Annotated in this window: 20 protein-coding genes; 8 read left to right on the top strand and 12 right to left on the bottom strand. The window is 63.3% G+C overall.

Annotated features, from left to right (window positions below; genetic code table 11):
- Positions 1 to 40: 40 nt before the first annotated feature.
- A complete protein-coding gene (locus tag DSD28_RS01625) occupies positions 41 to 1006 on the bottom strand; it encodes a GlxA family transcriptional regulator (RefSeq protein WP_119254608.1) in 966 nt (321 codons plus the stop codon).
- Between the two features lie 122 nt (positions 1007 to 1128).
- Here DSD28_RS01625 and DSD28_RS01620 point away from each other — a divergent pair, with 122 nt between their 5' ends.
- From DSD28_RS01620 to DSD28_RS01585, 8 genes are all read left to right on the top strand, one after another.
- On the top strand, positions 1129 to 2379 hold the full coding sequence (locus DSD28_RS01620) for a sarcosine oxidase subunit beta family protein (RefSeq protein WP_119254607.1): 1251 nt from the start codon (positions 1129 to 1131) through the stop codon (positions 2377 to 2379).
- A gap of 11 nt (positions 2380 to 2390) precedes the next feature.
- A complete protein-coding gene (locus tag DSD28_RS01615; RefSeq protein ID WP_119254606.1) occupies positions 2391 to 2681 on the top strand; it encodes a sarcosine oxidase subunit delta in 291 nt (96 codons plus the stop codon).
- Positions 2678 to 5608, top strand: coding sequence for a sarcosine oxidase subunit alpha family protein (locus tag DSD28_RS01610; RefSeq protein ID WP_119254605.1), 2931 nt, complete (start codon positions 2678 to 2680; stop codon positions 5606 to 5608). The genes DSD28_RS01615 and DSD28_RS01610 overlap by 4 nt, the downstream gene beginning before the upstream one ends.
- Entirely contained in the window at positions 5601 to 6167 is a 567-nt protein-coding gene (locus DSD28_RS01605) for a sarcosine oxidase subunit gamma (protein WP_119254604.1), read from the top strand. Before DSD28_RS01610 ends, DSD28_RS01605 begins: the two co-directional genes overlap by 8 nt.
- A complete protein-coding gene (folD, locus tag DSD28_RS01600) occupies positions 6164 to 7030 on the top strand; it encodes a bifunctional methylenetetrahydrofolate dehydrogenase/methenyltetrahydrofolate cyclohydrolase FolD (protein WP_119254603.1) in 867 nt (288 codons plus the stop codon). Before DSD28_RS01605 ends, folD begins: the two co-directional genes overlap by 4 nt.
- Before the next feature lie 29 nt (positions 7031 to 7059).
- Positions 7060 to 7944 (top strand): formyltetrahydrofolate deformylase, encoded by an 885-nt coding sequence (gene purU / locus DSD28_RS01595; RefSeq protein ID WP_119254602.1) that lies wholly within the window; start codon positions 7060 to 7062, stop codon positions 7942 to 7944.
- Between the two features lie 43 nt (positions 7945 to 7987).
- Positions 7988 to 8794, top strand: a complete 807-nt coding sequence (locus DSD28_RS01590) for a PhzF family phenazine biosynthesis protein (RefSeq protein WP_119254601.1) — start codon at positions 7988 to 7990, stop codon at positions 8792 to 8794.
- A 327-nt stretch (positions 8795 to 9121) separates the two neighbouring features.
- Positions 9122 to 10264, top strand: a complete 1143-nt coding sequence (locus tag DSD28_RS01585; RefSeq protein WP_119254600.1) for a Fic family protein — start codon at positions 9122 to 9124, stop codon at positions 10262 to 10264.
- Between the two features lie 66 nt (positions 10265 to 10330).
- On the opposite strand, the gene DSD28_RS01580 is transcribed toward DSD28_RS01585, so the two are convergent.
- The 11 genes from DSD28_RS01580 to DSD28_RS01530 form a co-directional block, all read right to left on the bottom strand.
- Positions 10331 to 11437 (bottom strand): ABC transporter ATP-binding protein, encoded by a 1107-nt coding sequence (locus DSD28_RS01580; protein WP_119254599.1) that lies wholly within the window; start codon positions 11435 to 11437, stop codon positions 10331 to 10333.
- Between the two features lie 46 nt (positions 11438 to 11483).
- Positions 11484 to 12506, bottom strand: a complete 1023-nt coding sequence (locus DSD28_RS01575) for an alcohol dehydrogenase catalytic domain-containing protein (protein WP_119254598.1) — start codon at positions 12504 to 12506, stop codon at positions 11484 to 11486.
- A 26-nt stretch (positions 12507 to 12532) separates the two neighbouring features.
- The gene (locus tag DSD28_RS01570) at positions 12533 to 13351 is read right to left on the bottom strand and encodes a carbohydrate ABC transporter permease (protein ID WP_119254597.1); all 819 of its coding nucleotides are present in this window, start codon (positions 13349 to 13351) and stop codon (positions 12533 to 12535) included.
- Positions 13348 to 14241 (bottom strand): carbohydrate ABC transporter permease, encoded by an 894-nt coding sequence (locus DSD28_RS01565; protein WP_205536134.1) that lies wholly within the window; start codon positions 14239 to 14241, stop codon positions 13348 to 13350. Before DSD28_RS01565 ends, DSD28_RS01570 begins: the two co-directional genes overlap by 4 nt.
- Before the next feature lie 28 nt (positions 14242 to 14269).
- Positions 14270 to 15577, bottom strand: a complete 1308-nt coding sequence (locus DSD28_RS01560; RefSeq protein WP_119254595.1) for an ABC transporter substrate-binding protein — start codon at positions 15575 to 15577, stop codon at positions 14270 to 14272.
- Between the two features lie 23 nt (positions 15578 to 15600).
- Entirely contained in the window at positions 15601 to 16443 is an 843-nt protein-coding gene (locus tag DSD28_RS01555) for a sugar phosphate isomerase/epimerase family protein (RefSeq protein ID WP_119254594.1), read from the bottom strand.
- Positions 16444 to 16716: 273 nt separating this feature from the next.
- Positions 16717 to 18519 (bottom strand): extracellular solute-binding protein, encoded by a 1803-nt coding sequence (locus tag DSD28_RS01550; RefSeq protein ID WP_119254593.1) that lies wholly within the window; start codon positions 18517 to 18519, stop codon positions 16717 to 16719.
- Positions 18520 to 18621: 102 nt separating this feature from the next.
- Complete coding sequence (locus DSD28_RS01545) at positions 18622 to 18912, bottom strand: putative quinol monooxygenase (protein WP_119254592.1); 291 nt, start codon at positions 18910 to 18912, stop codon at positions 18622 to 18624.
- Positions 18913 to 18914: 2 nt separating this feature from the next.
- Positions 18915 to 19850, bottom strand: a complete 936-nt coding sequence (locus DSD28_RS01540) for an ABC transporter permease (RefSeq protein ID WP_119254591.1) — start codon at positions 19848 to 19850, stop codon at positions 18915 to 18917.
- On the bottom strand, positions 19843 to 21417 hold the full coding sequence (locus tag DSD28_RS01535; protein WP_119254590.1) for a sugar ABC transporter ATP-binding protein: 1575 nt from the start codon (positions 21415 to 21417) through the stop codon (positions 19843 to 19845). Before DSD28_RS01535 ends, DSD28_RS01540 begins: the two co-directional genes overlap by 8 nt.
- Positions 21414 to 22580, bottom strand: a complete 1167-nt coding sequence (locus DSD28_RS01530) for a Gfo/Idh/MocA family protein (RefSeq protein WP_119254589.1) — start codon at positions 22578 to 22580, stop codon at positions 21414 to 21416. Before DSD28_RS01530 ends, DSD28_RS01535 begins: the two co-directional genes overlap by 4 nt.
- Between the last annotated feature and the right edge of the window lie 60 nt (positions 22581 to 22640).

The following is a 22640-nucleotide window of genomic DNA, read 5'->3' as shown; positions in this document are numbered from 1 at the left end:
CCCATCAATCACGCTCAAGCTGTGTATAGGTGTCAGCACTTTAGGAGTTGCCACTATTGCGGACGGAGTGCCCCGCCCGCCGCTTGCGGCTCGGCGGCAAGCCGTATTTCTCCGTAAAGCAGCGAGTGAAATGGGCGGCGCTGGAAAAGCCGGTCAGCATGGCGATCTCCAGCAGCGAGAGCGCGCTCTGCTGCAGGAGCTCGTCCGCCTTGGCAAGCCGCAGGTCGCGGTAGAACACCATCATCGACACGCCGAACTGGCCGGCGAACAGCCGGTGGAGCTGGCGCACGCTCATGCCCGTCAGCGCGGCGAGCTGGGCGGGGGAGAGAGGATCGGCGAGATGGCTCGCCATCAGCTCCACCGCCGCCTCCAGTGTCGGGTGATGCAGGTTGAAGCGCTGGCCGGCTCCGGCCTGCTGCGGCTCGTCGGCCATGCGCAGGCGCGGATGGATGAACCAGTCGCTGACCTCACGCGCGAAGGCCACGCCGTGCTCGCGGGCGATCAGCGCGCCCATCATGTCCATGGCCGCAACGCCGCCGGCGCAGGAATAACGGTCACGGTCGATGACGTAGAGCGCCCGCTCGATCAAAAGGTCCGGCGCATATTCGATCAGCGCGTCGATATGCGCCCAGTGCACCGTGAAGCGCCGTCCCGCCATCAGCCCCGCCTTGGCGAGGATCGCCGCGCCGCCGGAAATCCCGCCGAGCCGCACGCCGCGCTGCGTCAGCGCCCGGAGCCCGCGCACCAGCACCGGGTCCTCGTAGAGCATGGGATTGCCCCCCGCCACGACGAAGGCGAGATCGAGTCCGCTCTCCTGCGACCGCGACAGCGGCAGCGTCTCGAACCCGCCGCCGGAGGTGGAGGCCGCAAAGCCGCCGACCACCGAATGGAATGAGCAGGGATAGAGCGTCCTGCCCGCCAAGTGGTTCGCCGCGCGCAGCGGCTCCACCGCGCTCGCCAGCGACATCAGGGCATAGCCGGGTGTGAGGATGAAACCGATCTTCATGGCCCGGCCCTTCTAGCAGCGACGGCACGCAAGGACAAGAAAATGTCCGCTCCGTGCAAATGCTTCACGCCGCGCCACGCTACAACAGTCGGCGACACCCTGCTATTCGAGGATCATCGCCCGTGCGCTACTCGGCCTTGCGAATATTGAAGGAAGCCCTGACCGGCCATCGCGGCTGGCGCCCGCTGTGGCGCAACCCCGATCCGCAACCGGCCTACGACTATGTCATCGTCGGCGGGGGCGGGCACGGGCTCGCGACCGCCTATTACCTCGCCAACACGTTCAAAAAAGCGAAGATCGCCGTTCTGGAGAAGAGCTGGCTCGGCTCGGGCAATATCGGCCGCAACACGACGATCATCCGCTCCAACTACCTGCTGCCCGGCAACGAGCCCTTCTACGAGTTCTCGATGAAACTCTGGGAGGGGCTGGAGCAGGAATTCAACTTCAATGCCATGGTGAGCCAGCGCGGCATCGTCAACCTGATCCACACCGACGCCCAGCGCGACGCCTACCGGCGGCGCGGCAACGCCATGCTGCTCGCCGGCGCGGATGCGGAGTTGCTCGACCGCGAGCAGGTGCGGGCGATGATCCCCTTCCTCAACTTCGACAATGCTCGCTTCCCGATCAAGGGCGGCCTGCTGCAACGCCGCGCCGGCACCGCGCGCCATGACGGCGTCGCCTGGGGCTATGCGCGCGGCGCGGACCTTGCCGGCGTCGACCTCATCCAGAACTGCGAGGTCACCGGCTTCCGCATCGAGAACGGCCGCCTGCTCGGCCTCGAAACCTCGCGCGGCTATATCGGCGCGAGCAAGGTGGGCGTGGCGGTGGCCGGCTCCACGGGCCGGGTGATGGCGCAGGCCGGCATGCGTCTGCCGATCGAGAGTCATGTGCTGCAGGCCTTCGTCTCCGAGGGGCTGAAGCCGACCATTCCGGGCGTCATCACCTTCGGCGCGGGCCATTTCTACGTCAGCCAGTCCGACAAGGGCGGCCTCGTCTTCGGCGGCGATATCGACGGCTACAATTCCTATGCCCAGCGCGGCAATCTTCCCGTCGTCGAGGACGTCGCCGAGGGCGGCATGGCGCTGATGCCGATGATCGGCCGCGCCCGGCTGCTGCGCATCTGGGGCGGCATCATGGACATGTCGATGGACGGCTCGCCGATCATCGACCGCACGCCGATCGAGGGCCTCTACCTCAATGCCGGCTGGTGCTACGGCGGCTTCAAGGCCACCCCCGCCTCCGGCTATGCCTTCGCGCATCTTCTGGCCACCGACACGCCCCACGACACCGCCCGCGCCTACCGGCTGGACCGCTTCCAGCGCGGTTACGTCATCGACGAAAAGGGCATGGGCGCCCAACCGAACCTGCACTGAGGTTTCTCCCGATGCTGATCCCCCATCCCCTTCTCGGGCCCCGCGACGCGCAGGAATTCACCTATCTCGGCGACGCCGCGCTCCTCAACCGGCCGGACGGCATGGCCGAAGGCGCGGCCGAGGCCTTCAACACTTACGTCTATCTGCGCGACAACCCGGCCGGTATCCATCGCGAACTCTGGTTCCATGAACAGGGCGATCGAAGCTGGCTGGTCGTCACCCGCAACACCGTGACCCATGAAATCCTCGGCGCGGAACTTGCCCGAGACGTGGCGTTCAGCGCCAAAGCAGGTGCGGCATGAGGCTCAAGGGCGGATTGATCGACCGCAGCCGGACGCTGTGCTTCACCTTCGACGGCAAGCCCTATCAGGGCCATCCCGGCGACACGCTCGCCTCTGCACTTCTGGCGAACGGCGTGCGCCTCGTCGGGCGCAGCTTCAAGTACCATCGCCCGCGCGGTGTCTTCACCGCCGGCTCCGAGGAGCCGAACGCGCTGGTCGAGCTGCGCGCGGGCGCGCGGCACGAGCCGAACACCCGCGCCACCGTCGTGGAACTCTTCGACGGGCTGGAAGCCCGCAGCCAGAACCGCTGGCCCTCGCTTTCCTTCGACGCGCTGGCGGTGAACGACTACTTTTCGGATTTCCTGACCGCCGGCTTCTACTACAAGACCTTCATGTGGCCCCGCGCGCTCTGGGAGAAATTCTACGAGCCGGCCATCCGCCGCGCGGCCGGCCTTGGAAGCCTGTCCGGCGAGGCTGATCCCGACGCCTACGACAAGGGCTTTCTGCACTGCGACTTGCTGGTGATCGGCGGCGGCGCCGCGGGCCTCGCCGCCGCCCTGACCGCGGCGCGTGCGGGCGCCCGGGTCATCCTCGCCGACGAGGACAATCGTCTCGGCGGCCGGCTTCTCGCCGAGAGCGAGACATTGGATTACGCCCCAGCGTCGGACTGGATCGCCAAGGTCGAGGCCGAGTTTGCGACCCTGCCTAATCTCAATATCCTGCGCCGCACCACCGTCTTCGGCGCCTTCGACCATGGGGTCTACGGCGCGGTCGAGCGGGTGAGCGACCACCTTGCCGAACCAGGCAAAAGGGTGCGCCAAACGCTGTGGCGCATCACCGCGAAACGCACCGTGCTGGCGGCCGGCGCGACTGAGCGGCACATTCCCTTCCGCAACAACGACCGCCCCGGCATTATGCTGGCAGGTGCGATGCGCGCCTATGCTAACCGCTGGGCCGCAAGCCCCGCCGAGACCGTGGCGATCTTCACCAATGGCGACGACGGTCATCGCACCGCCCGTGACCTACTGGCGAAGGGTGTACGGATCGCCGCCGTGGTAGATTCACGCGCCGATGCCAAAGCAACCGGCGACTACCGCCTGATCGCCGGCGCGGCCGTCTCCGACAGCAAGGGCCGGCTCGGCCTTTCCGCAATCGAGGTGACGCACGGCAATACGAAGGAATGGATCGCCTGCGGCGGCCTCGCCGTCTCCGGCGGCTGGAACCCGAACATCCATCTCGCCTCGCACCATCGCGGCCGCCCCGTCTGGGACGAGGCACGGCAAACCTTTCTGCCCGGCGACAACTTGCCGGACGGCATGACCGTCGCCGGTGCGGCGGCCGGCAAGGGCGGCACGGCGGCGGCCATGGCCTCCGGCGCGGAAGCCGGCGTGGCGGCGCTCCGCGCTTTAAATGTTAGGGCGGCAATGCCGTCGCTGCCGCGCAGCCGTGACCAAGAGGCGAAGATGGAGGCGCTCTGGCATGTGCCGGGCAAGGGCCGCGCCTGGGTCGATTTCCAGAACGACGTCACCGTCAAGGATATCAAGCTGGCGCATCAGGAGAACATGCGCCCCGTCGAGCACCTGAAGCGCTGGACCACACTCGGCATGGCGACCGATCAGGGCAAGACGGCGAACGTCACCGCGCTCGCCGTGATGGCGGAACTGACCGGCAAAGCGATCCCTGAGACGGGCACGACGATCTTCCGCCCACCCTATACGCCGGTCTCGCTCTCGGTGCTCGGCGGCGGCGATACGGGTCAGCATTTCCGCCCCCGCCGGCTCACCCCGAGCCATGAATGGGCGAAGGCTGAAGGCGCAGTCTTCGTCGAGGTCGGGCAATGGATGCGGGCGCAATATTTCCCGAAGCCGGGCGAGGCCCATTGGCGCGAGACGGTCGACCGCGAGGTGCTCGCCACCCGCAAGGGCGTCGGCATCTGCGATGTCACCACGCTCGGCAAGGTCGACGTGCAGGGCGCGGATGCGGCCGAATTCCTCGACCGGCTCTATTGCAACGCCATGAAGAGCCTGAAGGTCGGCATGGTGCGCTATGGCCTCATGCTGCGCGAGGACGGCCATGCCTATGACGACGGCACCTGCGCGCGGCTCGGCGAGCAGCACTATGTCGTGACCACCACGACGGCGCAGGCCGGCCCGGTCTATCGCCATATGGAATTCGCCCGCCAGTGCCTGTGGCCGGAGCTCGACGTGCAGCTCATCTCCACCACGGATGCCTGGGCGCAGTTCTCCGTCGCCGGACCGAACGCCCGCCGCCTGCTGGAGCGGGTGGTGGACGGCTTCGACCTCTCCAACGCGGCCTTCCCCTTCATGGCCTGCGCCGGCCTGACGGTCTGCGGGGGCTTGAGGGCCCGGCTCTTCCGCATCTCCTTCTCCGGCGAACTCGCCTACGAGATCGCCGTTCCCGCCCGCTACGGCAATGCGCTTATGGCGCGGTTGATCGAGAATGGCGCCGACCTCGGCGCTACCCTCTACGGCACCGAGGCGCTTGGCGTGATGCGCATCGAGAAGGGCCATGCCGCCGGCAACGAGCTGAACGGCCAGACCACCGCGCAGATGCTCGGCATGGGCCGCATGGTCTCCGCCAAGAAGGATGCAATCGGCACGGTCATGTCGCGGCGCGAGGGGCTGGTCGCGGAAACGCACAGCCTCGTCGGCCTCCAGCCGGTCGACCCCGCCGAGCCCGTCGTCGCCGGCTCACACCTCTTCACCGCGGATGCGGTGCAGAACACCGGAACCGACCAGGGCTGGATCACCTCGGCCTGCTACTCGCCCCATGTCGGCTCGGCCATCGGCCTCGGCTTCCTCGCGAACGGCGCCGAACGGCTCGGCGAGGTGATCGTCGCCGCCAATCCGTTGCAGGGCCAGTCCGTCCGCCTGCGTGTCGTGTCGCCCCATTTCGTCGATCCCGAGGGAGAACGCCTCCGTGCCTGACCTGAAACCCATCACAGCGCTCGGCGGCGCGACCGCCCGCACCGTGAAGCACGGCGCGCTGACGCTTGAGGAAAACACCGGCCTCGCACTCGCCTCGCTGGCGCTACGGCGTGGCAGCGCGGAGCCCGCCCCCTTCGGCCTCGCCCTCCCCGGCCCCGGCCTGTGGACGGAGAACGATAGCGCTGCCGCGCTCTGGACCAGCTCCGGCCAATGGCTGGTCGAAGGCCCCGGCCGCGCCGAAACGGACTTCGCCGCCGAAGTGGCCGCCGCCGGTCCCGGCTGCTCCGTTACCGAGCAGACCGATGGCTTCGTCGCCTTCGAGGTCCGCTCCGCCGCCGGCGAGGCGCCGATCCTCGCGCTGATGGCAAAGCTCGTGAACCTCGATCCGGCCCGCTTCGGCCCCGGCACGGCTACCCGAACCGGCCTTGAGCACATGAGCGTCTTCGTCATCCGCCGCGCGGCGGACCGGCTCGCCGTGATCGGCATGCGCTCGGCCGCCGGCACACTGTGGCATGCGCTGGAAACCTCCGTCCAGCGCCTCGCGGAACCCCGCGCATGAGCGCGGCGATGATCGACGGCAAGGCCTTCGCCGGGGCGTTGCGCGAAAAGATCGCCCGCGAGGTCGCGGAACTCAAGGCGGCGCACGGTCTCGTTCCCGGTCTTGCGGTGGTTCTCGTCGGGCAGGACCCGGCGAGCGAGGTCTATGTGCGCAGCAAGGGTACGCAGACGCGAGCGGCGGGCATGGCGAGCTTCGGGCACAGGCTGCCGGAAACCGCGTCGCAGGCGGAGTTGGTCGCGCTTATCGAGCGGCTGAACGCGGACCCGGCGGTGCATGGCATCCTCGTGCAGCTTCCGCTTCCCGGCCATATGGATGCGGCGGCGGTGATCGACGCCATCGCGCCCGCCAAGGATGTCGACGGCTTCCACATCTCCAATGTCGGCTTGCTCGGCACGGGGCAGAAGGCGATGGTGCCCTGCACGCCGCTCGGCTGCCTCATGCTGCTGCGCGACCGCCACGGCTCGCTTTCCGGGCTGAACGCCGTCGTCGTGGGGCGCTCCAACATCGTCGGCAAGCCGATGGCACAACTTCTGCTGGCCGAGGATTGCACCGTGACCATCGCCCATAGCCGGACGAAGGACCTCGCCGATCTCTGCCGCCGCGCCGATATCCTGATCGCCGCCGTCGGACGGCCCGGCATGGTGAAACGCGACTGGATTAAGCCGGGCGCGACGGTCATCGACGTCGGCATCAACCACGTCGAGCGCGACGGAAACTTCCGGCTGGTGGGCGACGTGGACGCCGCCGCCGCCGAGGTCGCGGGCGCGCTCACGCCGGTTCCTGGCGGCGTCGGCCCGATGACCATAGCCTGCCTTCTGGCCAACACCCTGACGGCATGCCGCCGCGCGCACGGCCTCGCCTGAACCGACACCCCTTCCGAGCGGAGCACCCCATGACCAAATACACCCTCACCGTGACCTGCCAGTCCAGGCGCGGCATCGTCGCGGCGATCGCCGGCTACCTTGCCGAGAACGGCTGCAACATCACCGACAGCGCCCAGTTCGACGATGCGGAGACCGGCCGCTTCTTCATGCGCGTGAGCTTCGTCAGCGAGACGGGATGCGGGCTCGCGGCGCTGCGCAAGGGTTTCGCGCCGGTCGCCGAAAGCCTCGGTATGACCACCGCCTTCCATGACGAGAGCGAGAAGATGAAGGTCGTGATCATGGTGAGCCGCTTCGGCCACTGCCTGAACGACCTGCTCTACCGCTGGCGCATCGGGGCACTGGCCGTCGATATCGTCGCGGTGATCTCCAACCACATGGATTACCAAAAGGTGGTGGTGAACCACGACATCCCGTTCCACTGCATCAGGGTCACGAAGGACAACAAGCCGCAGGCCGAGGCCGAGCAGGTGCGCATCGTGCGCGAGGCGGGCGCGGAGCTGGTCGTGCTGGCGCGCTACATGCAGGTGCTGTCGGACGAGATGTGCCGGGAGATGTCAGGCCGCATCATCAACATCCACCACTCGTTCCTGCCGTCCTTCAAGGGCGCGACCCCCTACAAGCAGGCCTTCGAGCGCGGCGTGAAGCTGATCGGCGCGACCTCGCACTACGTCACCGCCGACCTCGACGAGGGGCCGATCATCGAGCAGGACATCATCCGCGTCACCCATGCGCAGAGCCCGGAGGACTATGTCAGCCTCGGCCGCGACGTGGAGAGCCAGGTGCTCGCGCGGGCAATCCATGCTCATATCCACCGCCGGGTCTTTCTCAACGGCAACAAGACCATCGTCTTCCCGCCCTCGCCCGGCTCCTACGCCTCCGAGCGCATGGGCTGAACACGTCAGAAGATCTTCCGTGCAGCGATAACCGGAGAAATATATGAAACTTCCGCTCTATATTATCGATGCGTTCGCCGATCGCCCTATGCAAGGGAACCCAGCGGGCGTCTGCCCCTTGGAATCTTGGCTACCAACCGACATCATGCAACGGATAGCTTCAGAGATCAATTTATCCGAGACGGTCTTCTTTGTACCGAGCGAAACTGCTTCTCATGGCACGCAAGTGAGCTTTGACGTCCGCTGGTTCACCCCGACTCGAGAGGTGGACATGATCGGTCATGCCACATTGGCCGCTGGGCATCTGGTCTTGGAAAAGATATTCAAATCAGCCAATGTAGCGACATTCAATTCAGCAACATCCATTATGCGCGTTCGTCGGGTCGCTGAGCGGCTCGAGATTGAGATGCCGGCGCTTATCCCACAAAGCCTGAGCAGAAATGAAGGGCTCGCCGACGCTTTGGGCGCAAAACCAAAAGAGGTGTGGGCAGCCAAGCACTATCTAGCCGTATTCGATTCGCCCGAAGAAGTGCGAAATCTACGTCCCGATTTTGCGGCAGTCGCTGGGCTCCCGCTACCTGCGGTCATCGTCACCGCGCAGGATACCAAGTATGACTTCGTATCGAGATTTTTTGCGCCGGCGAACGGAGTACCAGAGGACCCTGTCTCGGGCGTCGCCCATTGCTGCTTGGCGCCATATTGGTCAAAGCGCCTCGGAAAAGAAGCTCTTATAGGTCGTCAATTATCGCCTCGAGGGGGAACGGTCTACTGTAAGATGTTGGCCGATCGCGTGGCTCTCAGCGGCTCCGCGTCGATATTTCTCCAAGGTGAGATTGATGTAGCGGATTGAACTGATTCTGTTTGCTCTTGAAGAGATTCGAACCCGCGACATACGAATTAAAGCTTGTGTTCTTTCAGATGGATAACCGGCATTAGGCTAACTAACATAACTGACCCGCTTGCATCGTCGTCTTCCAGCCTATTATGGACTGGATTGCCTCAAAGTCGGGTTTGGCCAGCCGGTTCGGTCCTCATAGCCAGCAACGCTACGCGAGCGGGATAAAATCGACGCTGTTTTGTATGCCCAGCTTTGGGTGCGGAGAATACCGATGATAATCTCCGCAAATATGCGGAGATAAATCTTGCTATTCTCCGCAGACGAGCTTTATCGTGGGATATGACTTATATCTGGCAAGCCACCCTATGGCCGAAATTCGATTGGCGCATTGACCGCCTTACATCAAGGATTGCGGCCGTACGCCTCGATCAAGGAAGGCTTATTGGCCGCGCCGAGAGTCTCGGATTTCGTACGCGCGAGGCAACATTTCTACGAGCGTTGACGGACGATGTTGTAAAATCGTCAGCGATCGAGGGAGAGCAACTGGATGAGCAACAGGTTCGATCCTCGCTCGCCAGGCGGCTTGGCATCGATATCGATGGATTTGTGACGCCAAACCACTCTGTTGAGGGCATCGTCCATATCACGCTCGATGCCACGATCAATTGCGCAGACCCACTGACAGCAGAACGACTGTTCCAATGGCATGCAGCTCTTTTCCCGACTGGTCGCAACGAATGGGGTCATAAGCTTCGCGTCGGCGATTGGCGTGACGACTCTGGCGGCCGCATGGAAATTGTTTCCGGCGCATTCGGGTACGAGAAAGTCCACTATGTTGCTCCGCCCGCAGACCGCGTGGAAGCTGAGATGTCAGCTTTCCTTGAGTGGTTTAACGGATCGCACGAACCGGATCCTCTCATCAAAGCAGCCATTGCTCATCTCTGGTTCGTTGCTATCCACCCTTTCGGCGATGGAAACGGCCGCATAACTCGCACAATCGCCGACATGACGCTTGCACGCAGTGGTGGGGGCGCCCAGCGGCTTTATTCCATGTCCGCAGCAATCGAGCGATCCCGCATCGGGTACTATGAAGCCCTGCAATCAATCACCAGGAAGGATAGCCTCGACATCACGAATTGGATCGAGTGGTTCCTCGATCGTCTGGGCAATGCTGTTGGCGAGGCGCTGTTGACCCTCGACAACGTGATCCTGAAAAATGATTTCTGGCAGATGCATGCCGCAAGCAATCTTAATCCGCGACAAGCCAAGGTCCTCAACCGGCTGTTAGAAGGAAACTTCCAAGGCAATCTCACATCGACCAAGTGGGCAAAATTGACAAACGCATCCCAGGACACGGCATCTCGCGACATTGCAGACCTGATGGCGAAAGGCGTCCTGCAAAAAGGCGAGGCTGGCGGACGAAGCACAGCCTACGAATTGGTCTTGAAGTTTTCTACGAACCACGCTTCTGAATCCGGGTAAATTCAAACCGGTAGGAAGCGAGGCCCACTGGATTCGAACCTTTCACCGTACCAAGGAGGTACAAAGCTAGCGGAGAACCGGCCCGCTAACATCTTGGTGGTGACCCGACAATTTGTCGCCAGTCCTGGCATCAAACACATGAGCTTGTTGTTCGTCCAACAGCAGAGCCAAGTGATCGCCAGCCTTGAAGCGTTCCTTGCCACGATAGGAAAGTGTGATGTTTCCTCCTTCAAAATGCGCCTGAATCAGTGTCTCCGCACCCATCGGTTCGACGATCGCGACCGTGGTCCTCAATGTGGGTGTCTGGTCATCCTTGGCGATTTCGATGTGCTCCGGCCGAATACCATAGACCGCGGTGCGTTCGGTCGATGCCTCGATGTCCGGCGGCAGTGGCAGCGTTTCCCCGCCGGAGGCACGGAATCCGTGTCCCGGCTCGAGTGTGCCTTCGATGAAGTTCATCGCCGGCGAGCCGATGAAGCCTGCGACAAACAGATTGGCCGGGTTGTCGTAGAGCTCGAGCGGGCTACCGACCTGTTCGACCCCGCCGCCGTTCATGACCACGATCCGATCGGCCATCGTCATTGCCTCGACCTGGTCATGCGTCACATAGATGCTCGTCGTCTTGAGCCTTTGGTGCAAGGCCTTGATCTCAGCCCTCATCTGCACACGCAGCTTGGCGTCAAGATTGCTGAGTGGCTCGTCGAACAGGAAGACCTTCGGATCTCGAACGATCGCGCGGCCCATGGCCACCCGCTGCCGCTGGCCGCCCGACAACTGCTTGGGATAGCGATCCAGCAACTGAGTGAGGTCCAGCATGTCGGCCGCAGCGCGAATTTTGCCGTCCGCTACGCTCTTCGGCGCTTTTGCAAGCCGGAGCGAGAAGCCCATGTTTTCGGCCACGCTCATATGCGGATAAAGGGCGTAGGTCTGGAAGACCATAGCGATGTCGCGGTCCTTGGGAGACACGCCGATCACGCTGCGGCCGTCGATCCGGATATCACCGCCGGTCGACTGTTCGAGCCCGGCCAGCATCCGCAGAAGCGTCGACTTTCCGCAACCCGATGGCCCGACAAGGATCACGAACTCGCCGTCGGCGACATCGAGCGTAATGCCCTTTAGAACCTCATGTGCGCCGAAGGCCTTCCGCGCCTTGTCAAAACTCACCGTCGCCATGTCTTGTCTCCCTTGCGCTGTATTTCGGTCATCCTGGTGTCGCGCCTCACATGAGGAAGACGGCTTTTTCCGTCTTACGCTCGTCGAACAGCCGGAAGGCCGTCTCGGCCTCGTCCAGGGAGAATGTATGGGTAGCCAGCTTTTCGAGATCGATCTTGCTCGTCTCGACGATATGCAGGATGTCGTCATACTCCGACACGCCGAAATACCATGAGCCCATCAGGCTGACCTGCTTGCGGATCAGTTGATCGCTCGTCTTGATTGTCGTTTCCCGGCTCTCGCCGACAAAGGCCACCTTGGCGAAGGGAGCGGCGACATCGAGCGCCATGTTCTGGGCAGCCCCGTTGCCCGAGCAATCGAGCGCCGCGGTCACCCCCCTTCCGCCGGCGAAATCCATGATTTCCTCACGAGCCATCGGCGATGTCGGGTCCAGCACCAGATCGGCGCCGAGGCTCGCCGCGAACTCGCGACGCTCCGCGATCGGATCGAGCGCGATGACCTTGCCGCCAAGCGCCTTGGCGGCAAGCACGCCGGCCGATCCCATCGGACCCAGTCCCCAGATACCCACGGTGCTGAGACCGTTGATGCCGAGTTTTCGCGCCGCGCTGCACAGCGTTCCGAAGGCATCCGTCGAGATCGCGCCCGCCAGATAGGACATGCTGTCGGGGAGACGCAGCAGGTTGCGTTCCGGCACCGCGATATATTCCGCATTGCCGCCATCCGCCGTGAAGCCCAGGCAGGTCCATTCGGCGCAGAGATGGAAGTGACCGGCGCGGCAATAGGCGCAGACGCCGCAGCCAACGGCGAGATGGATCGCCACCCGGTCGTCCTTCTTGAATTGCCGTACCGCCGAACCGACCTCGACAATGATACCCGCTGGCTCGTGGCCTGTGATGCAGCGCCCGGCCGCATCGCCGCCGACGACAGCATTGCCATAATAGAGACTCAGGTCGCTGCGGCAGATGCAGGACGCCTTGACCTGGACGAGCACCTCGTCCTGGCGCGGCTTCGGCACTTCGACGGCGCGGATTTCGACGCGCTTGTTGCCAGGAAGAAAGACAGCTTTCATGAAATGACTCCGGAATTCTCGAATGATTATTTGACGGCGCCGGCTGTAAGTCCGCGGGTGAAGGACCGCTGGAGGATCAGGAAAAGGGCGACGATCGGTGCGAAGGCGATGATGCCTGCGGCAGCGATCCCGCCATAGTCGACGCCATAGCGGCCCTGGAGCGTGGCGGCGCCGACGGTCAGCGGCTTGAGAGCTTCGTCCTGAATCACCACGAGCGGCAGCAGATATTCCTGCCAGGAGAACAGGAAGGCGATCAGAGCCAACGACAGGAGGCCGGGGCGGACCACCGGGAGCACGACCTTCACATAGGTCTCGAACAAGGTCGCACCATCGATGACCGCCGCCTCGAGCAGTTCGTCCGGCACATCCTCCATCACCGTACGCATCATGAAGATGGAGAACGGCAGCAACAGCGCCGCTTGCGGCAGGATGACCCCGATCCGGGTGTTGAGAAGCCCCAAAGCCTGCAAATCACCGTAAAGCGCGACGATCACTGAGGGTGCAGGCACAACTAGGCCCGCAAGAAAGAGCGCGAAGACCGCCTCCTTGCCCTTAAACTTGAGCTTAGCGAAGGCAAATCCCGCCAGCGGCGCCGTCAGCACGACCAGAAGGGTCGAGCCGGCACTGATCACCAGACTGTTGACGATGAATTGCGAGAAGCCGCTCTCGAACCAGACGCGCCTGAAATTCGAGAAGTCGATCGGCCAGGGCAGCGAAAGCGGCCCGGAGAACAGATCGGACTCGCTGCGAACGGAGGCAAGCAGCACCAGATAGATCGGCATCAGCGCATAGAGCGCAAAGACCAGCAGAACGATATGCTGAAGAATACGCGAGGTACGGGTCATGACTGCCTCAGGATGCGATAACTCAGGCTGCCGACAAGAAGCACGATCACCAAAAGCACCACGGAGAGCGCTGCGGCATAGCCGAAATCGCCGACCAGGAAGAACGTCTTGTAGATATGCGTGGTCAGGACTTCGGTGTCGTAGCCGGGTCCTCCCTGCGTGGTGACCCAGACCAGATCGAAGAAGCGCATGGCCTCGATCGCGGAGTAGAGGCTGAGGAACAGGGTCGTGCTCTTAAGCAGCGGGACGGTGATGAAGCGGAAGCGCTGCCCCCAGCTCGCACCGTCGAGCGATGCCGCTTCATAGAGCGACGGATCGATCGACTGGATCGCCGAGAGATAGATCAGGATGCAGAAGCCGTAGAAGGTCCAGGCGCCGGCGGCGTTGAGCGATATCAGCGCCGAGCCGGGCTCGGCGAGCCAGGCGCCGCCCCAAGAGCCGAGCCCCACCATATCGAGAAGATAGTTCAGAAGTCCGAATACCGGATTGTAGATCCATCCCCAAATGATGCCGGCAACGACCAGCGGGATCGTCCGCGGCAGAAAATAGACGGCGCTCATGATCCTGACGAGACGCGGCGAGCGTTCGGCCAGGATGGAGGCGAGGACGAGGCCGATCAGCAGCGGAAAGCACAGGGTGAGCACCGCCCAGATGGCGTTGTGGCCGAGCGCCGTCCAGAAAACGTTGTCGGACATGAGCCGGGTGTAGTTCGACAGGCCGCCGAACGCCTTGATCGATCCATTATCCCAGGAGAACATGCTGTAGGCAGCAACCTGGAGGATCGGGACTGCAACGAAAGCGCCATAGAGCAGCAGTGCGGGAAGCACAAAGAGCCAGGCTTGTCGGCTGCGGTACATCATCATATCCAATGTTTGAGGATGACGGCTCACGCCGCCATCCGGTTTTACTGCGGCGGCGTCAGGGGACCCAGCGCTCCCCCTTGTCGATGGCGGCCTTCCAGGACGCCTGCATGGCGGCAAGGAAGTCGTCCGGGGTCGTCTCGCCGCCGATCAGCTTCTGAAGCTCGGGATAGAGCACCTGTGTCACGCTCTCTGGGACCGTGGTGTGCAGGTCATAGAAGTTCGCGTCCGGAGTCTTGAGACCCTCCGCGTAGAAGTCCTTCACGACTGGCAGGGTTTCCCAGTTCTTCAGTTCGTCGGGCGTCGTGCCGATGGGGACGAGATATCCCTTTTCGACCCAGACCTTCCGGCTATCCTTGGACGTCAGGCAGTCGATGTAGCTCGCCGCGGCGTCTTTGACGTTCTGTGCCGCGGCAGCGGAAATCTGCCACTGCGAACCTTCGCCCCACATCGTACCGGCCGGAACGTCGTCGGCAATCGGCGGTAGCATGAACACGCCGAGATCGAACTTGGCGCCCCGCGCCATGTCCTGCAGCACCCAGGTGCCGGTGATGGTCATCGCCGCACGGCCGCCCAGGAACAGGGCGTTCGCCTCGTCGTAACCGATGCCGTTGAAACCCCGCGGGAAATATCCGTCATTGGCCCATCGCTGGAACGTCTCGGCTGCTAGCTTGAACTTCGGATTGCTCCAGGGCTCGTCGCCGAAGAACACCTTCTCTTCATCCGCACGTCCGGCGGTCAGGCCGAGGATCAGGCTCATCGTATTGGTGGCCGGCCAGCGGTCACGGTTACCGAACGCGATCGGAACGCGCCCGGCCGCCTTGATCCTTTCGACGACATCCTTGAACTCGGCATAGGTCGTCGGCACGGCGAGACCCAATTCCGTAAACATCGCCTTGTTGTAGTATACACCCATCAGGTCCTGCTCCATCGGAACGGCGTAGAGCTTGCCCTGATAGGAATTGCGGCCGCGGTAGAAGGCGTTGACGTTCTCCCAGCCGTACTTCTTGTAGTAGTCGTCGAGCGGTGCCACCTTGCCCGTTCGGGCATATCCTGCCAGCACCGAGGCGGCAGGCCATGTATAGCCGAGGTCCGGCGTCTTGTCGGCGGATACGGCGAGCCGGTAACTCTCGCGGATGCCGATCGACGGGACCACCGTGCGAAGGATCTTGACGTCCTTAAGCGACGCTTCGCATATCTTGATCAGTTCATCCATCGCCGGGCCGGCGGCGGTGATGCCGGCATTGGAAAACTGGTCCCATTGCGTAACGACATTCTCCTGCGCCAGCGCGGTCGACGCGGTGGCCAGCATGATCACCGACGTCGCCGCCTTGGCGAGCCCGCGTCGTCTCAATTCAAGCTTCATTGGGTTTCCTCCTCCCTACACAATCAATCCAGCGTCTTTTCGAGATCCTTCAGGTAACCGATCGCGCTGCGGGCAACCCGATCGGGATCGAAATTGCGGCCGCTGAAGCCCGCTTCCATGGTCAAGTAGCCCTTAAAGCCGATATCCTTGAGCGCCTTCATGACCCCGTACCAGTCAACCGTGCCCTCGCCCGGGGGCAGCCGGTCGGTATCGGCGAAGTGCACATGATCGAGATGCGCGGCCATTTCGTGCACGTAGTCGGAACTGATCTCGTTCCGGTAAAGCGCATGAAAGGTGTCGAACATCACCTTGACATTGTCCGACCCTGCCTGCTCCCGCAGCAGCAGCGCCTGCCCGGGCGTGTCGATCAGATTGGAGTCCGACGAGGTCGGCTCGATGCTGATGCCGATGCCCTTGTCGCGGGCATGCGCGGCAATTTCCCTAAGAGCAGTCAAGCTCCAGTCCCAAGCCTGCTGGTATCCGGTGCCGAAGGAGCGCCAGCCGGCTATATAGAGGACGCGCTCGGCGCCGAGATCATGGGCGAGATCCACCACTTCCTTGTAATGGGCAATCGTGGCCGTGCGTTCCGCCTCGAGCAGCGAGGCCGGATTGTTGCCCGGTCCGCCACCGGGGGCGGGCAGCAGCGAGACGGGCTTGAGGTTGACATCCCCCATCAGCGCCTTCAGGTCCCGACGATGCTCTTGGGAAAGGTGAGACGGCCAGGCATGCGGCGCCGCGCAACCGATCTCGATACCATCATAGCCGATAGCCGCGATGCGCCGGATCGTTTCCTCCAGCGAATAGGATGGAACCCAAGCAGGAAAACTCGAATAGGCCCATGTATTGAAAGCGTATTTGAACGCCATGATGGTCTCTCCTCCGGACGCGACTGTCCACCGGCGCGGCGCCATGCGGCGGCCGCTCCCTGTCTGCCGGCTTCTATTGATAGTGCTTGCGCGGTAATCCTTCCGGCCTCGGCCGTCAGGTCCCTGCCCTTCCCAGTGTCCGCAGCCTCCACTGCGTTCCGCAATATGCGGTTCGAATGAGCACACGCTAGGACGAGCCGCCGTCGGAGGCCAGCCTCAAATATATCCATAATGGATAAAACTGCGGCATTGCCGCATCCGCCGGCGGATGGGTTAGTAATGACCTTCCTGCCGCATCACGGCATCCGCGCGGTTCTGCGCATCGGTCAAGGCCCGCATGACCGCTTTGCGACCGCTCAAGAGATCGTGAATTTCCTCGCCTGCAATTGCGATGATTTCGGGTACGCCGACGATAGGGGGACGCGGCCACATCCCTAGATAGCCTTTCGTGTTGAAATCATCGATGGCGCCGATGAAGGGCGAGATCGAGCGGATTTCCGGATCGCGGCTGACGCTGATGCGCGAACTCGCGAGGCTCCCGTTCATGAGATAGAGCTTGACTGCATTCGACGAGGTGAGCACGCGCAGCGCCTCCCACACCGAGCCGATCCGCGAAGCCGCGATATTGGCGGGTATTCCCAGGGCATAGCCGCCGACCGGTACGATCGGCCGGCCGTTGCGGCCTGTGGGATGCGGCAGATATCCGGTCTTGCGATAGGCCGGCGATTGGGGAACGGCCTCATGCAGGTGGGCCAGCAGCGAATGCGAATAAGCCAGAGCCGCGTTGCCATTGGCATAGATGCTTGCGCGTTCGAACCAGGTGATGTCGAGGATGTTCGGCGGCGACACCTCGATCAACGCCCGCATGTAGTCCACCGTATCCCTTGCCTCCTCCGACAAAAACGTCGGGCGCAGCTCCTCGCCCCGTGCGCCTGCGACTTCGAAACCTCGTTCCGTGCGCGGAAGATCGACGATCGGGCGCCCGAACGCACCCATCATCATGATAAAGCTATGGCCCAGCGCCGTGCCGCGGCCGCCATTCCACACGATTCCGAAAATGCCCTTTGCCGGATCATGGAGCCGCCGAGCGGCTCCGATCACATCTTGCGCCGTGCGCGGTGGCTCCAAGCCCCGCTCCTGCATCAGGTCGGTGCGGTAAGCCAGCACCTCGCCTGTCATCAACATGGGAATGCCGAGCTGCCGGCCGCCATGGCGTGAGCTTGCCAGCGCATCCGGGTAGATATCCTCAAGGTCCACCGGCTTCTCAGCCATCAGCCCGTCGAGCGGCAACAGGCGCCCATGATACCCCATCTCGCCGAACCATGGCAGATCGCAGGCGATAAGATCATAGCGCGATTGCGACCGCCTGCTATTGGCCACGATTTCGGCATGCAGCGGGTCGATGGCACGGGCATGGGCTTCGATCGGCACGCCGAGAATGAGTTCGAGCTGGCGCTTGAGCGCGCTCATCGCCATGAAGGTAGTATCCGCATGCAACAGCACGCGCAGCGCCCGCCCGAGCGAGAGCTTGCTGTCCAGGACGACCGGCGGGGGAATGATGCCGGCGGCAACATCCGGCGCCGCGCGCCGTTGCGAAGGCACCCTTTCCGCATCGGCTTCGGTCGTCACGTCCCGTAACAATCTCTCCCCGCGATGGGAGAAAGCATGCCATCGCGAGATCAGGTCACCGGAAGGATGCAGCGAATAGGAAAGTCCTGTTGATGTCCGCGGTCGCGCGACGATCAGCTTCGCCCCGAGCATGGCGTCGATCGCCCGCATCGCGGTGCCATAAGAGAGCCCGGACGACGCGGCGAGAGACGATTTTGTTACCAGCACGCCCGACAGGTGATTACGCACCAGTTCGATGACGATACGCATGTCACGCTGCGCGATCTGCGCCCCGAATATACGCTCACCTTCGTCATAGAGCGCGACGACGAAATCGAGAAAACGGTTCAGATCCTGCTTCTGGAGGGTGCCCCGGACGAAATTTCCTTCATGTTCATAGGGACCCTCCGGAGACTGAGGCACACGTGTGGAACGCGGTTTCTTCATGGCTGCAGTGTAGATGCCCATGCAGCACTTCGCGAGCGGTTTTCATCATTCGAAGCTCGATGCCGACTTAGCAAAGGAACCGTGGCCGCAAGATAGCTGCCGACATTATCGGAGTTGTGCCAATTATACCGATGAGCATATGAAGATGGCGAATCTTGATCGGTCTTGCGGCAACCGGTCGATCTGAGGCAGAAGCGGCAAGAGGTGCGGCATGGCCAGGCGGGTGTCGAGATCTGCCTGGGTGGCCCGGTTTAGTAGAGCGCGAACGCGCGGGCCTGCCACATCCACATGGAAATCGTAGTTGATGCAGCCCATTTCGGCACGAGTCGGTGCAACTTGCTCACCGGGAAGCGCCGCAAGTTCGTGCCAGCTTTCCGGACGGGCGCTGACGGTTTCCACGATGGTCACGGCCATGCTCAGTTCCTCTTCTGACTGAGCGCGACGGCGAGAATAATGATGCCGCCGCGGGCGATAAGCTGCTGGCTGAATTCGAGCCCCATCAGGATAAGGCCGTTGTTGATGAGGCCGATCATCAGCGCACCGACGATGGTGCCGATCACGGTTCCCTTGCCGCCGAAGAGGCTCGTGCCGCCGAGCACCGCCGCGGCGATCACCGAGAGTTCGTCGCCCTCGCCAAGCTGGAAACGGCCGGATTGCAGGCGTCCGGCATAAAGCATGCCGGCGAGCGCCGCCGCCGAGGAGGAGATGACCAGCACCTTGAACTTGATCGCCTTCGTGTCGATGCCGGAATAACGCGCCGCCGTCTCGCCGCCACCGGTCGCCAGCACCCGCCGGCCGAAGCCCGAGCGGCGCAGCACGATATGGCCGATGCCGCCGAGAACCGCCATCCAGAGAAGCAGCACCGGCACCGGCCCGAGATTGCCGCCGCCGAAGAGCCAGGAATAGCCGGGTGAGAGGATCGGCACGGCGGCCGTCGCCGATATCCACATGGCGACGCCCTTGGCGATGCCCATCATAGCGAGCGTGGTGAGGAAGGAAGGAATGCCGATACGGGTGGTGAGCCAGCCGTTGAACATGCCGACCGCAAGCCCCGTGGCGATGCCGGCGCCGACACCGACGACCGGCCCGCCCGCCGCAATCGCCATCGCGACCGTGACGGTCGAAAGGCCTGCGACAGCACCCACCGAAAGGTCGATCTCGCCCGCCGAGAGCACGAAGGTCATGGCGATGGCCATGACGGCGATCATCGCCGTCTGCCGCACGATGTTCAGCAGGTTGTTGGGGTTGAGGAACCCCTTGTCGGCCAGCGTCACCGCAAAGACGATGAAAATGACGACGAAGCCGATATAGATGATATTCTGGCGCCAGTTGGCGAAGAAGGGGTTAGCCATGGGATATCTCCTGAAGCGCGAGGGCCTTCTGGATTTCGATCTGGAGCCGCCGTTCGGCGGCCTGGAGACGGTGAGCAAGGTCGTCGGCCGGCACGGACGGATCCTCCAGCGCCTCGCGCGGGAGATCCTGATGCACACGTCCCTCGGACATGACGAGGATGCGGTCGCAGGCGGTCAGAAGCTCGGAGAGTTCGGACGAAATCATGATGATGCCCTTACCGGCGGCGGCGAGTTCACGCACGAGCCGAATGATCTCGGACTTCGAACCGATATCGATGCCCGCGGTCGGCTCGTCGAGGATGAGGATGTCGGGATTGGTGGCGAGCCATTTGCCGATGACCACCTTCTGCTGGTTACCGCCCGAGAGCGTCGAGACGGCATGATCGCGGCTCGCCGTCTTTACGCGCAGGCGCTCGATTTGCGCGTCGGTCAGGTCGTTCGCCGCCTTCGTATCGACGAGGCCGCCCGCGGAAAGCCGGTCGATGACGGCGAGGATCATGTTGGAGGCAACCGAATGAGCGGGGATGATGCCCTGGGTCGCGCGTGCTTCTGGAACAAGCGCGACACCCTCCGCAATCGCGTCCCCCGGCTTGCGGATCACGACCGCGCGGCCCTTGATGCGGATTTCGCCCTTGAGGACCGGATCGATGCCGGCGATCACCCGTGCGAGCGACGAGCGGCCGGAACCGAGAAGGCCAGCGAGCCCCAGCACTTCGCCGCGATGCAACGTCAGGGAAATGTCCTCCGGCTTGTGGCGGCCGCTGACATTCTTCAGTTCCAGAAGAACATCGCCCCGCACGGCCGCGCCGCGCTCGACGTCCGACAGCCCTTTGGAGCGCCGTCCGACGATATGCTCGATCATCGTATCGATCGGCAATTCGCTGAGCGGAGCGGTGATGACGTGGCGGCCGTCGCGCAGGATCGTTGCGCGGTCAGCGATGCGGGCAATCTCGTCCATGCGGTGGCTGACATAGATGATCGCCACGCCCTTCGCCTTCAGCTTGCGCAGGAAGACGAAGAGCCGCTCGACATCGGAAACGGCGAGCGCCGTCGACGGTTCGTCCAGCACCAGCACCCTGGCATCCTGCGAGATCGCCTTGGCGATTTCCGTCAACTGCTTCTGCCCGGCGCCGAGATCGCCGACGAGGGCTTTCGGATCGACGAAGACATCGAGCAGCGCGAAAAGGTCCGCCGCGCGCCGCTCGGCCTCCCGGTCGTCGATAAGCCCCGTGCCGACGCGGTATTCGCGCGTGAGGAAGATGTTCTGGGCAACCGTCAGCGTCGGGACAAGGCTCATTTCCTGGTAGTTCATGGCGATGCCGGCGGCGCGCGACGCCTCCGGCGTATGCGTCGTCAGGGGTACGCCACCGACCTCGATTGTGCCCTTGTCAGGGCGATGCACCCCATTCAGCACCTTGAGGATCGTCGACTTGCCTGCGCCGTTGCCGCCCAGCAGCGCATGGACCTCGCCGGGCATGACCTCGAAGGACACGTCGTCCAGCGCATGCACCCCTCCGAAGGTCTTGGATATGCCGGTCATGCGGACGGCAGCGGCGCTCGCACTCATCCCACCTTCTCCCACAGGCCGGTTTCGCCGGAACGGATCAAGGCGTCGGCGACGAGTTCCGTCTTGAGCCCGTCCTCGAAGTTCGGGCTGGGTTGCCGGTTCTTCGCAATGGCCGAGAAGAAATCGTAGCACTCAACGATCTTCGTTTCCGAATAGCCAATGCCGAGGCCGGGGATCGGCCAGAGACCGTTGCCATAGGGGTGCGCCGGGCCTGTATAAACGGTACGAAAGCCGCGCGCATCCGCCGGGTCGTCGGCAAACATCACCTGAAGCTCGTCGCGGCGCTCGTAGTTGAAGTGGATCGAGCCCTTGGTGCCGTGGATTTCCAGCGTGATGAAGTTGTTGCGGCCATAGGCGTTGCGGGTCGCTTCGAGACTGCCGATCGCACCGCCCTCGAATTTCAGCATCGAGACGACCTCGTCATCGACATCAACCTCGCCACGTTCGGCGTCCGCAGCCTTCTCCGCAGCGCCAAGCTTATCCACGCCGCCCTGTTGCAGCGGTCGCGTCTTGTTGTAGGTGGTGGTGATCGCGTTGACCTCGGCGATCCGGCCGACGAGATAGTGGGCGAGGTCGACGACATGGGTGGCGATGTCGCCGACCGAGCCGGAGCCGGCGATCTTCTTCTGAAAGCGCCAGGAAAGCGGCGAATCCGGGTCGGCCGACCAGTCCTGCAGATAGGTGCCGCGGAAATTGAGAATACGGCCGATGCGACCCTCCTCGATATATTTCTTGGCAAGCGCCACGGCCGGCGTGCGGCGATAGTTGAAGGCGACCATATGGATGACGCCGGCGGCCTTGACCGCGTCATGCATCGCCCTCGCCTCCTCGACGGTGCGAGCGAGCGGCTTTTCGCAGATGATATGCTTGCCGGCCTTGGCCGCCGCGATGGCGATCTCGGCATGAACGTTGTTCGGCGTGCAGATATCGACGACATCGACATCCGGCCGATTGACGACCGCGCGCCAGTCCGAGGACGCCTCCTCGAAGCCGTAGCGCCGACGCGCCTCCTCCGCCATGCCGTCGGTCACGTCGACGACGACCTTGCGGTGGGGAATGGCCGGCGCGGGCCAGAAGAACATCGGCATCGCGGCATAGGCCATGGCATGCGCCTTGCCCATGAAGCCGCCGCCAATCATGGCGACGTTCATCACTTTGGTCATCGGTTTTCTCCTGAAAGGGGTCGGCTGCTGGGAGCCGCGTTCCATCTGCCGGCCAAGGCC

The organism is Shinella zoogloeoides (assembly GCF_003574625.1).
GTDB classification, from domain to species: domain Bacteria; phylum Pseudomonadota; class Alphaproteobacteria; order Rhizobiales; family Rhizobiaceae; genus Shinella; species Shinella zoogloeoides_A.
The sequence above is the reverse complement of the archived record's forward strand: the minus strand, read 5'-3'. Positions and strand labels throughout refer to the sequence as shown.

Coding starts and splice junctions, on each gene's coding strand:
- folD (WP_119254603.1), top strand. CDS start 6,164: ATGAGCGCGGCGATGATCGACGGCAAGGCCTTCGCCGGGGCGTTGCGC.
- DSD28_RS01575 (WP_119254598.1), bottom strand. CDS start 12,506: ATGAAAGCTGTCTTTCTTCCTGGCAACAAGCGCGTCGAAATCCGCGCC.
- DSD28_RS01540 (WP_119254591.1), bottom strand. CDS start 19,850: ATGGCTAACCCCTTCTTCGCCAACTGGCGCCAGAATATCATCTATATC.
- DSD28_RS01555 (WP_119254594.1), bottom strand. CDS start 16,443: ATGGCGTTCAAATACGCTTTCAATACATGGGCCTATTCGAGTTTTCCT.
- DSD28_RS01550 (WP_119254593.1), bottom strand. CDS start 18,519: ATGGGCATCTACACTGCAGCCATGAAGAAACCGCGTTCCACACGTGTG.
- DSD28_RS01530 (WP_119254589.1), bottom strand. CDS start 22,580: ATGACCAAAGTGATGAACGTCGCCATGATTGGCGGCGGCTTCATGGGC.
- DSD28_RS01625 (WP_119254608.1), bottom strand. CDS start 1,006: ATGAAGATCGGTTTCATCCTCACACCCGGCTATGCCCTGATGTCGCTG.
- DSD28_RS01615 (WP_119254606.1), top strand. CDS start 2,391: ATGCTGATCCCCCATCCCCTTCTCGGGCCCCGCGACGCGCAGGAATTC.
- DSD28_RS01585 (WP_119254600.1), top strand. CDS start 9,122: ATGACTTATATCTGGCAAGCCACCCTATGGCCGAAATTCGATTGGCGC.
- DSD28_RS01560 (WP_119254595.1), bottom strand. CDS start 15,577: ATGAAGCTTGAATTGAGACGACGCGGGCTCGCCAAGGCGGCGACGTCG.
- DSD28_RS01545 (WP_119254592.1), bottom strand. CDS start 18,912: ATGGCCGTGACCATCGTGGAAACCGTCAGCGCCCGTCCGGAAAGCTGG.
- DSD28_RS01610 (WP_119254605.1), top strand. CDS start 2,678: ATGAGGCTCAAGGGCGGATTGATCGACCGCAGCCGGACGCTGTGCTTC.
- DSD28_RS01535 (WP_119254590.1), bottom strand. CDS start 21,417: ATGAGTGCGAGCGCCGCTGCCGTCCGCATGACCGGCATATCCAAGACC.
- DSD28_RS01580 (WP_119254599.1), bottom strand. CDS start 11,437: ATGGCGACGGTGAGTTTTGACAAGGCGCGGAAGGCCTTCGGCGCACAT.
- DSD28_RS01590 (WP_119254601.1), top strand. CDS start 7,988: ATGAAACTTCCGCTCTATATTATCGATGCGTTCGCCGATCGCCCTATG.
- DSD28_RS01570 (WP_119254597.1), bottom strand. CDS start 13,351: ATGACCCGTACCTCGCGTATTCTTCAGCATATCGTTCTGCTGGTCTTT.
- purU (WP_119254602.1), top strand. CDS start 7,060: ATGACCAAATACACCCTCACCGTGACCTGCCAGTCCAGGCGCGGCATC.